8 protein-coding genes are annotated in these 9,129 nt (G+C 70.2%); 2 read left to right on the forward strand and 6 right to left on the reverse strand.

From position 1 onward, the window contains the following. Positions 1-482: 482 nt before the first annotated feature. The 6 genes from ACFQ4O_RS12095 to ACFQ4O_RS12120 form a co-directional block, all read right to left on the reverse strand. Complete coding sequence (locus ACFQ4O_RS12095; protein ID WP_378775946.1) at positions 483-836, reverse strand: hypothetical protein; 354 nt, start codon at positions 834-836, stop codon at positions 483-485. Between the two features lie 14 nt (positions 837-850). Further along, the gene (locus ACFQ4O_RS12100) at positions 851-2,413 is read right to left on the reverse strand and encodes a Ppx/GppA phosphatase family protein (protein WP_378775947.1); all 1,563 of its coding nucleotides are present in this window, start codon (positions 2,411-2,413) and stop codon (positions 851-853) included. Next, positions 2,410-4,623 (reverse strand): RNA degradosome polyphosphate kinase, encoded by a 2,214-nt coding sequence (locus ACFQ4O_RS12105; RefSeq protein WP_378775949.1) that lies wholly within the window; start codon positions 4,621-4,623, stop codon positions 2,410-2,412. Before ACFQ4O_RS12105 ends, ACFQ4O_RS12100 begins: the two co-directional genes overlap by 4 nt. A 103-nt stretch (positions 4,624-4,726) precedes the next feature. After that, positions 4,727-5,419, reverse strand: coding sequence for an HdaA/DnaA family protein (locus tag ACFQ4O_RS12110; RefSeq protein ID WP_378775950.1), 693 nt, complete (start codon positions 5,417-5,419; stop codon positions 4,727-4,729). After that, positions 5,416-6,606, reverse strand: a complete 1,191-nt coding sequence (locus tag ACFQ4O_RS12115; RefSeq protein ID WP_378775951.1) for an AI-2E family transporter — start codon at positions 6,604-6,606, stop codon at positions 5,416-5,418. The genes ACFQ4O_RS12110 and ACFQ4O_RS12115 overlap by 4 nt, the downstream gene beginning before the upstream one ends. 44 nt (positions 6,607-6,650) lie before the next feature. Next, positions 6,651-7,205, reverse strand: a complete 555-nt coding sequence (locus ACFQ4O_RS12120; RefSeq protein ID WP_378775952.1) for a CDP-alcohol phosphatidyltransferase family protein — start codon at positions 7,203-7,205, stop codon at positions 6,651-6,653. 172 nt (positions 7,206-7,377) lie between these two features. On the opposite strand from ACFQ4O_RS12120, the gene purM reads away from it, so the two are divergent. Continuing rightward, positions 7,378-8,460, forward strand: coding sequence for a phosphoribosylformylglycinamidine cyclo-ligase (gene purM, locus ACFQ4O_RS12125; RefSeq protein WP_378775953.1), 1,083 nt, complete (start codon positions 7,378-7,380; stop codon positions 8,458-8,460). Further along, positions 8,457-9,101 (forward strand): phosphoribosylglycinamide formyltransferase, encoded by a 645-nt coding sequence (purN, locus tag ACFQ4O_RS12130; RefSeq protein ID WP_378775954.1) that lies wholly within the window; start codon positions 8,457-8,459, stop codon positions 9,099-9,101. Before purM ends, purN begins: the two co-directional genes overlap by 4 nt. Positions 9,102-9,129 lie beyond the last annotated feature (28 nt).

Raw genomic sequence — 9,129 nt, forward strand, 5'->3', positions numbered from 1 at the left:
GCGCTCCCCCTCACCCGGCGCTTCGCGCCGACCTCTCCCCGCCGGGGAGAGGTGAAGACCCGCGCCCTCTGAATAACGCGGGGCGCCCCCTTCCCTTGTCCCGGCCTTGAGCCGGGACCCATTTCCGCCGACGCCTCCGGGTGAAGCTCCACGCTCGCAGCCCAATTCTGCAGGCGGAGACGTATCTGGGTCCCGGCTCAAGGCCGGGACAAGGAATAGGCGGCGAGTTGTGGCGTTCGACGCCGCAGCTTCATGCTCCAATCACGAAGGCATAAAAACCGCGCCCTCCAGATGAGCCACTGCGCCCTCCTTCCCTTGTCCCGGCCTTGAGCCGGGACCCATTTCCGCCGACGCCTCCGGGTGAAGCTCGACGTTCTCAGCTCAATTCTGCAAGCGGAGACGCATCTGGGTCCCGGCTCAAGGCCGGGACAAGGAAGGGGCGGGTTCGCGCCTTGGGAGCCTGATAACCTCAACCGCCCCGCTCACACCGTTTCGAACGCGAACATCGCTCCGAGCACCACGAGGCTGCACAGGCCGGTGAGAAAGAACACGTCGGCGACGCGTTCGCAGCGGCGGCTTGTGGCGGCGCTGGTGGGGGCGATGCGGATCGCCAGGTACGACGTCAGCGCGCTGATCAGGAACAGCACGCCGATCAGCGCGCCGTACTCGTCGACCCGGCTCGCGCCGCTGTCGCGCTCGATGATCTTCACAAGACCGACCAGCGTGGTGCAGACGCCGATCATCGTGCCGGAGTTCGGCAGGATGTCGCGGGCGAGCGCGAGCGCGGCGAGGGTCTGCGCCCTGTCGTCCCGCGGCGGGGGCGGCGGCTCGGACACGGGCCGCTCCGCCGTCAGACCGCGACCACCGACGTCGGCCGCCCCACGAGCTTGCCCAGACGGTTGAGGCGGTTGCGCAGACGGTCGTTCTCCAGATCGCCAAGCTCCGCCGGCAGCTTCAGCGTCAGCACGTCGCGCTTCAGGGCGAGCGGCGTGCGGGGCAGGATGCCCGGCACCGCGGCGGAGACCACATAGGCCACCCGCATGGCGCCGCCGAGCGTGCGGGCGCGGTCGAGGATGCGGGTCGAGGCGATCTCGCGGATGCGCGGGCTCGCCTCGTTGTCCAGCAGTCCCATGTGCCGGTAGAAGATCGCGAGCGACATGTAGGCGCGGCCCGGATGGTCCACCCCGGCGAAGTTGCCGTGGGCGATCATCTCCAGGCTCTGCTGCGCACGGTAGTCCGGATGGGCGCGCCAGCCGATGTCCGACAGCAGGCAGGCGGCGTGGCGCCAGCGGCGCTCCTGCGAGGTCTCGTCGATGTCGAGGCTGCGGAACAGCCGGTCGGTCCACTCGATCAGGTCGTCGCCGTGGCGCGGGGCGCGGCTGCGCAGGTAGCCGAGATCGCGGGCGGAGGCGATCAGCGGGTCCTCCCGGCGCTCCTCCTCGTCGAGCAGCTCGTAGAGCAGGCCCTCGCGCACGCCGAGCGCCGACATCACCACCTCGCGCGGGCGGCCGATGCGCAGGATGTGCTCCAGCACCAGCGCGCCATAGGCCAGCAGCGGCCGGCGCTCCGCCGACACCACGCCCACGCCGGGCAGCGTCTCGGGGTCGATGCGCCGGCACAGGCGGCAGAACTCCAGCGCCTCGCGCGCCGGGATGGTGTAGCCGTGCAGCACGTGCAGCGGGTAGCGCTTCTGCACCATGTGCATGTGGGCGATGGCGCGCCAGGTGCCGCCCACCGCGTAGAACACCCGGTCCTTCAGGTTCTCGAGTTCGCCGGCGTTCTCCAGCGTCTCGCGAACGATGCGGTCGGCCTTCTTGATCGACCGCTCCGAGGCGTCCTGCAGCCTGAGGCCCCCGAGCGGATAGGTCGAGCCCTTGCTCATGCGGGATTTGACGATGTCGAGCAGCTCCAGGCTGCCGCCGCCGAGATCGCCCACCACGCCGTTGGGCTTGAAGAAGCCGGACACCACGCCGAGCGCCGACAGCCGGGCCTCGCGGGGGCCGGACAGGAGCTGCGCCTCGACGCCGGTGATGCGCTCCACCTCGGAGATGAAGGCGCGGCCGTTGTCCGCGTCGCGGGCGGCGGCGGTGGCGAGCACGAAGGTGCGGCCGACGCCCATGGCGCGGCTCAGCGTGGTGAAGCGGCGCAGCGCCGCGAGCGCCTTGTCGATGTTGTCCTGGGACAGTTCGCCGGTGACGCCCACGGAGCGGCCGAGCGCGCACAGCTCCTTCTCGTTGAACAGGGCCGTCGGCGAGCGCGACAGCCCTTCGTAGACCACGAGGCGGACGGAGTTGGAGCCGATGTCGAGGATCGCGACCGGCGCGCCATGGGCGAGCCGGCCGGGAGGCAGAGTGCGGCCGAGGGCGCCCGAGGGGCGCGTCTCGGCCGGATCGCGCGACGTCTTCGCCGTCACGCGGCCCCGCCGCGTTTGGCGAGGCGACGGGGGGACGAGGTCTTCACGGACTTGCCGCGACCGGACAGGCTGGGATTGGTCATGAAATACTGGTGCGCGTTGAAGGGCTCTTCGCCCTCCGCCGGGGCGATCCGGCGCGAGGTTCCATCCGGAAGCACGGTCCAGCTCTGCTGGTTGTCCTTGAGGTTCGCGACCATGATCTGATCGAGCACCTGCTCATGCACCGTCGGGTTGAGGATCGGCAGCATGGCCTCGACCCGGCGGTCGAGATTGCGCTGCATGAGGTCAGCCGACGAAATGTACACATGCGCCTTCGGCGAGGGAAGGCCATGGCCGTTGCCGAAGGCGTAGATGCGGCTGTGCTCCAGGAAGCGGCCGACGATGGACTTGGCGCGGATGTTCTCCGACAGGCCCTCGACGCCCGGACGCAGCGAGCACATGCCGCGCACCACCAGGTCCACCTGCACGCCGGCCTGGCTCGCGCCGTAGAGCGCGTCGATGATCTCCGGGTCCACGAGACTGTTGCACTTGGCCCAGATCGCGGCGGGGCGCCCGGCGCGGGCGTGGTCGATCTCCTCGCCGATGTGCTGCAGCAGGCGCTTGCGCAGCGTGTGCGGCGAGGCCGCCATGCGCTCGAGCTCCGCCGGCTCGGCGTAGCCGGTGATGAAGTTGAACAGCCGGCCCACGTCGCGGCCGATCACCGGGTCCGCCGTGAAGAAGGACAGGTCGGTGTAGATCTTCGCGGTGATCGGGTGGTAGTTGCCCGTGCCCACATGGCAGTAGGTGGTGAGGCCGCCGGCCTCGCGGCGCACCACCAGCGAGAGCTTGGAGTGGGTCTTCAGCTCGATGAAGCCGAACACCACCTGCACGCCGGCGCGCTCCAGATCGCGCGACCAGCGGATGTTGGCCTCCTCGTCGAAGCGGGCCTTCAGCTCCACCAGCGCGGTGACCGACTTGCCCGCCTCCGCCGCCTCCGCCAGCGCCTTCACGATCGGGCTGTCGGAGGAGGTGCGGTAGAGCGTCTGCTTGATCGCCACCACGTTCGGATCGCGCGCGGCCTGGTTCAGGAACTGAACCACCACGTCGAAGCTCTCATAGGGATGGTGGACGACGATGTCCTTCTCCCGGATGGCGGCGAAGCAGTCGCCGGCGTGCTCGCGCACGCGCTCGGGGAAGCGGGGGTTGTAGGCCTTGAACTTCAGGTCCGGCCGGTCGACCGAGACGATCTGGCTGAGATCGCCCAGCGCCAGCATGCCGTCGACCACGAACACCTCGTCGTCGGCCACGCCCAGCGCCGCCACCACGAAGGCGCGCAGCTCCGGCGGCATGGCGTTCTCGATCTCAAGCCGGATCACCGAGCCGCGGCGGCGCTGCTTCAGCGCGCTCTCGAACAGGCGGACGAGATCCTCGGCCTCCTCCTCCACTTCAAGGTCGCTGTCGCGGATGATGCGGAAGCCGGCCTGGGCCTTGGCGTCGTACCCCGGGAACAGCCGGCCGATGAACAGGCCGATCACCTGCTCCAGGCTGATGAAGCGGGCGACGCCCGGCTGCTCGCCCTCCGGCAGGCGGACGAAGCGCTCGATGCGGGCCGGCATGCGGATCAGCGCGTTCAGCGGACGCCCGTCCGACTGGCGCACCAGCTGCAGCGCCAGCGTGAAGCCGAGATTCGGAATGAAGGGGAACGGATGCGCCGGATCGACCGCGAGCGGCGTCAGCACCGGGAACACGTAGTTGAGGAAGTTCTCCTCCAGCCACACCCGGTCGGAGCGGGTCAGGCCGGGGCCGTCCACCAGCAGGATGTTCACGCCGTTGAGCAGCGCCTTCAGCTCCAGCCAGCGCACCTGCTGGTCGTGGGCGAGCGAGGACACCATCTCGCCGATCCGCGCCAGCTGCTCGAAGGGGGTCAGGCCGTCGGGGCTGAGCTCGGTCAGGCCGGAGCGCAGCTGGCCGCGCAGGCCCGCCACGCGCACCATGAAGAACTCGTCGAGATTGTTGGCCGAGATCGAGAGGAAGCGAAGCTGCTCCAGCAGCGGGTGATTGACGTTCGACGCCTCCTCCAGCACGCGGCGGTTGAAGCCGATCCAGGAGACCTCGCGGTTCACGAAGCGCGAGGGGTCGCCCATCCTGTCATGCGCATGAGCCTCGGGCGCGGTTTCGAGCCGCGCTTCGGCGATCGCCGCCCGCGGCGTGACGCTTGCGATTTCGGACATGCCGTCGTCCTTCTCAACCTGATCGGCGCTCGCGTCAGACGTTTTCGTCCGCGAGGCGCGGGGCTGCATACGACGGTTGTGTGACGGCTTCGCAACGCTCTCGTCAGTCATCTTCGTTCCTCAGGCGCCGCACGACGTCGCCCGCCAAGCCTTTACCTACGCCGCGCCCTCTGGCCAGCGATTCTCGATCGATTTCATCAACAATAGAACGGGCCGCCCCGAGCGAGCGGTCGCAGTGGCGATGGAGGAACTCGATCACCTCGTCGTCGATGCGAATCTGGCGGTCGTCGAACAGCTTCATCAGCACCGCCCGCATGGCGTCGTCGTCCGGCGCGTCGATGCGGGCGACCGGCAGCGCCCGGAGCCGCGAGGCGAGGTCCGGCAGGGTCGGCCACAGCAGCGTCGGCGTCGAGCGGGCCGTGAGCAGCAGGCGGGCGCGCCGCTCCCGCGCCAGATTGAGCAGGTGGAACAGCGCGTTCTCGTCCGCGCCCTCGCGGTCGGCGTCGTCCAGCAGCAGCGCCGCGTCCTCGGGCGCGTCGCGCAGGCGCGCGATGGCGTCCTCCGCCGACGACGCCTCGGGCGCGCCGGACTGCGCGCGCCAGATGGCCGCGAGATGGGATTTGCCGGCTCCGCTCTCGCCCACCAGCAGCAGCGAGCGGTCCGGCCAGTTCGGCCACGACGTCACCAGCGCGTGGGCCGCGGCGTTCGAGGACGCCACCAGATAGTCCTCGACGCCGAAGCGGGGCTCGTGCGGCAGCGCCAGCGGGAACTGGCGCGGCGGCTCCCGGCCGCTCATGAGCCGGCCTGCGGCCCCGGAGCGGTCCCGGTCTCGGGCGCCGCGAGCGACGGCTGCGGCGGGGCGATGTCCTTGCGGAACAGGCTCGCGCCCTGAGGCCCGCCCGGCAGCACGTCCGGAAGGTTGGCGTCCACGCCGGTGTAGAACGGGCTTTCGAGATAGCGCCGCAGGCCGAAGCGCACCAGCACGCCGACGGCGGCCGCGAGCGGCACCGCCACCAGCAGGCCGACGAAGCCGAACAGATAGCCGAAGGCCACCAGCGCGAACATCAGCCACACCGGGTGCAGGCCGACCGAGCGGCCCACCAGCCGCGGCTGCAGGAAGTTGCCTTCGATGAACTGGCCGACGGCGAAGATGCCGAGCACCAGCGCCACCATGCTGTAATCCGGCCAGAACTGAACGATGGCGACGGCGAGCGACACCAGCAGGCCGGTGATGGAGCCGATGTAGGGAATGAAGCCGATGACGCCGGCGCCGAAGCCGATCAGCAGGCCGAAGTTCAGCCCGACCATGGTCAGCGCGATGGCGTAAAACGTGCCGAGGATGACGCAGACCAGCGCCTGCCCGCGCACGAAACCCGCGACGCCCTCGTCGATCTCCCGCGCCAGCCGGCGAATGGTGACCTTGTGCCGCAGCGGCACCCAGTCGTCGATCGACTCCACCATGCGGTCCCAGTCGATCAGCATGTAGAAGGCGACGACCGGCGCCACCACCAGCAGGCTGATCACCGAGATCAGGGCCTGCCCGCCCGTCCAGAGCGAGGCGAGGAAACCGGTCAGGTAGTTCATGCCTTGGCTGACGATCTCGCCCAGCGACGAGCGCACCTGGGTCAGCCCCTGGCCCAGCATCTTGTCGATCCACGGCGCGTTGTAGGACGCGATCAGCTCCTGCAGCTTGGCGATGGTGGCCGGCAGGTTCTCCACGAACTTGGAGAGCTGCGCGCCCATCAGCGGCGCGATCAGCATGATCGCCAGCACGAAGATGAGCACCACCGAGATGAGGATCACCACCGTCGCCCAGACGCGCGGCAGGCCGACCCGCTCCAGACGGTCGGCGACCGGATCGAGCAGATAGGCCAGCGCCAGCCCCACCACGAAGGGCAGCAGGATGCCGGAGAACAGGAGGAGGAACAGCACGAGCACGGCCGCGAGGCCAAGCCAGAACAGGATCTGCCGCTGCAGGGTCATGAGCGCCGATCTCGCGTGAGCCTAAGGGAAGGTCGTGATCGCCGTCAGCCGCCGGGACCGGAAGGCGGCGCGCCGCTGACATGGCGCGCGAACGCGTGGACATATGCGGCCGCCGAAAGCAGCGTCAAGCCGCCGACCACATAAGCGCCGATCCGCTCGACGCCGCCGAGGTCGAGCTGGAATCCCGCCGCGCCCAGCACCGTGCCCGCGAACACGATCTGCGCCGCGGTGTTGGCCTTACTCACCTTCAGCGGCTCGATGGCGAGCGGCCGCTCGATCACCCAGCACAGGATGACGGCGCCGACGATGACGATGTCCCGGAACACCACGGCTATGGCGAGGCCGCGGGGAATGTCGCTCTGGATCGCGAGCGTCACGAAGATCGCCACCAGCAGCGCCTTGTCCGCCAGCGGATCGAGATAGGCGCCGAGCTCCGTGCGCTGGTTGAAGGCGCGGGCGATGGCGCCGTCGATCGCGTCGGTGAGGCCGGCGATCGCGAACACCCAGAAGGCCGTCAGCAGCTGCCCGGTCGCGATCAGCCACACCACCAGCGGCACCGCGAACAGCCGTCCGATCGTCAGCAGGTTGGGCAGGTTCACGGCGCCGAAACCCCATCCGCGGGCGCCGTCGCGCGCCCTTACGTCGACATAGGCGCGGCGCGCGGCTGTGAAAAGCCGGACCTCCGTGGAAGCCGAGGCGCCCTTGCGCGGTTGCGCCCGTTCCGGAGCCGGTCTAAGGGGTCGTCGGATCAGCTTGGGAGTTCAGACGATCATGGCCGAGACGAACGCGGGCGGCGGCCTGACCTATGCCGAGGCGGGGGTCGACATCGACGCCGGCAACGCGCTCGTGGAGCGGCTCAAGGCGCTGGTGCGCGCCACCCGGCGCCCGGGCGCGGACGCGGAGATCGGCGGCTTCGGCGGCCTGTTCGACCTGAAGGCCGCGGGCTTCGTCGATCCCGTGCTGGTGGCCGCCAACGACGGCGTCGGCACCAAGCTCAAGATCGCCATCGAGACCGGGCTGCACGACACCATCGGCATCGACCTCGTCGCCATGTCGGTGAACGACGTGGTGGTGCAGGGCGCAGAGCCGCTGTTCTTCCTCGACTATTTCGCCTGCGGCAAGCTGTCCGGCGATACCGCTTACGAGGTGGTCAAGGGCATCGCCACCGGCTGCATGGAGGCGGGCTGCGCGCTGATCGGCGGCGAGACCGCCGAGATGCCAGGCATGTACGCCGACGGCGACTACGACCTCGCGGGCTTCGCGGTGGGCGCCGCCGAGCGCGGCCGGCTGCTGCCGCGCCGGGACGTGAAGGCGGGCGACGTGCTGTTCGGCCTCGGCTCCTCGGGCGTGCACTCCAACGGCTATTCGCTGGTGCGCCGCATCGTGGCCCGCTCCGGCCTGTCGCTTGAGGCGCCGGCCCCGTTCGAGCCCCAGAAGACGCTCGGCCGCGCGCTGCTCGCGCCCACCAAGCTCTATGTACGTCCGCTGATCGCGACCCTGAAGGCGACCGACGGCGTGAAGGCGCTGGCCCACATCACCGGCGGCGGCCTGCCGGACAACCTGCCGCGCGTGTTGCCCGACGGGCTCGGCGCCCGCATCGACCTCTCCGCTATCGCGGTTCCGCCGGTGTTCGGCTGGCTTGCGGAGGCCGGCGGCGTGGCGGAGGCGGAGATGCTGCGCACCTTCAACTGCGGCGTGGGCATGGTGGTGGTGGCGGCGGCCGACGCCGCCGACGCGGTCGAGGCCTCGCTGAAGGCCGAGGGCGAGGCGGTGACGCGCATCGGCGCGATCGAGCCCATCACCGCGGCCGACGATCCGGTGCGCTTCGACGGCGCGCTGAAGCTCTCCGCATGAGCCGCGCGCGCGTCGCGGTCCTGGTCTCCGGCCGGGGCTCGAACATGGCGGCGCTGATCGACGCCGCCCGCGACCCCGCCTACCCCGCCGAGATCGTCGCCGTGATCTCCAACCGGCCGGGCGCCGGCGCGCTCGTGATCGCGGCGCGGGCGGGCATCGCAACCGCGGTGGTCGATCACAAGGCCTATCCCGACCGGACGAGCTTCGACGCCGAGCTCGACCGCGTGGTTCGTGATTTTCAGCCGGACGTGGTGTGCCTCGCCGGCTTCATGCGCATCCTCACCGACGGCTTCATCGAAGGCTGGGGCGACAGGCTCATCAACATCCACCCGGCCCTGCTGCCGAGCTTCAAGGGGCTCGACACCCACGCCCGCGCGCTCGAGGCGGGCGTGCGCCTGCACGGCTGCACGGTGCATGTGGTGACGCCGGAGATGGATTCCGGCCCCGTCATCGCCCAGGCCGCCGTGCCGGTGCTGGACGGCGACGACGAGGCCGCTCTTGCGGCCCGCGTGCTGGCGGCGGAGCATCGGCTCTACCCGCACGCGCTGGCGCTCTGGGCCACAGGCGCGCTGCGCCTCACCAACGGCCGCGTCACCGGCGCGGACGCCGCCCGTGCGCCCGAGGCGCTGATCTGGCCGTGAACGGGGCGCTGGACGTCGCGCCCGCGCG

Origin of the sequence: Methylopila musalis, from assembly GCF_042679725.1 — a bacterium.
Lineage (GTDB): Bacteria > Pseudomonadota > Alphaproteobacteria > Rhizobiales > Methylopilaceae > Methylopila > Methylopila musalis.

Excerpts from the sequence above, each read along its gene's own strand:
- ACFQ4O_RS12105 (WP_378775949.1), bottom strand. The coding sequence starts at position 4,623 with ATGTCCGAAATCGCAAGCGTCACGCCGCGGGCGGCGATCGCCGAAGCG.
- purM (WP_378775953.1), top strand. The coding sequence starts at position 7,378 with ATGGCCGAGACGAACGCGGGCGGCGGCCTGACCTATGCCGAGGCGGGG.
- ACFQ4O_RS12110 (WP_378775950.1), bottom strand. The coding sequence starts at position 5,419 with ATGAGCGGCCGGGAGCCGCCGCGCCAGTTCCCGCTGGCGCTGCCGCAC.
- purN (WP_378775954.1), top strand. The coding sequence starts at position 8,457 with ATGAGCCGCGCGCGCGTCGCGGTCCTGGTCTCCGGCCGGGGCTCGAAC.
- ACFQ4O_RS12115 (WP_378775951.1), bottom strand. The coding sequence starts at position 6,606 with ATGACCCTGCAGCGGCAGATCCTGTTCTGGCTTGGCCTCGCGGCCGTG.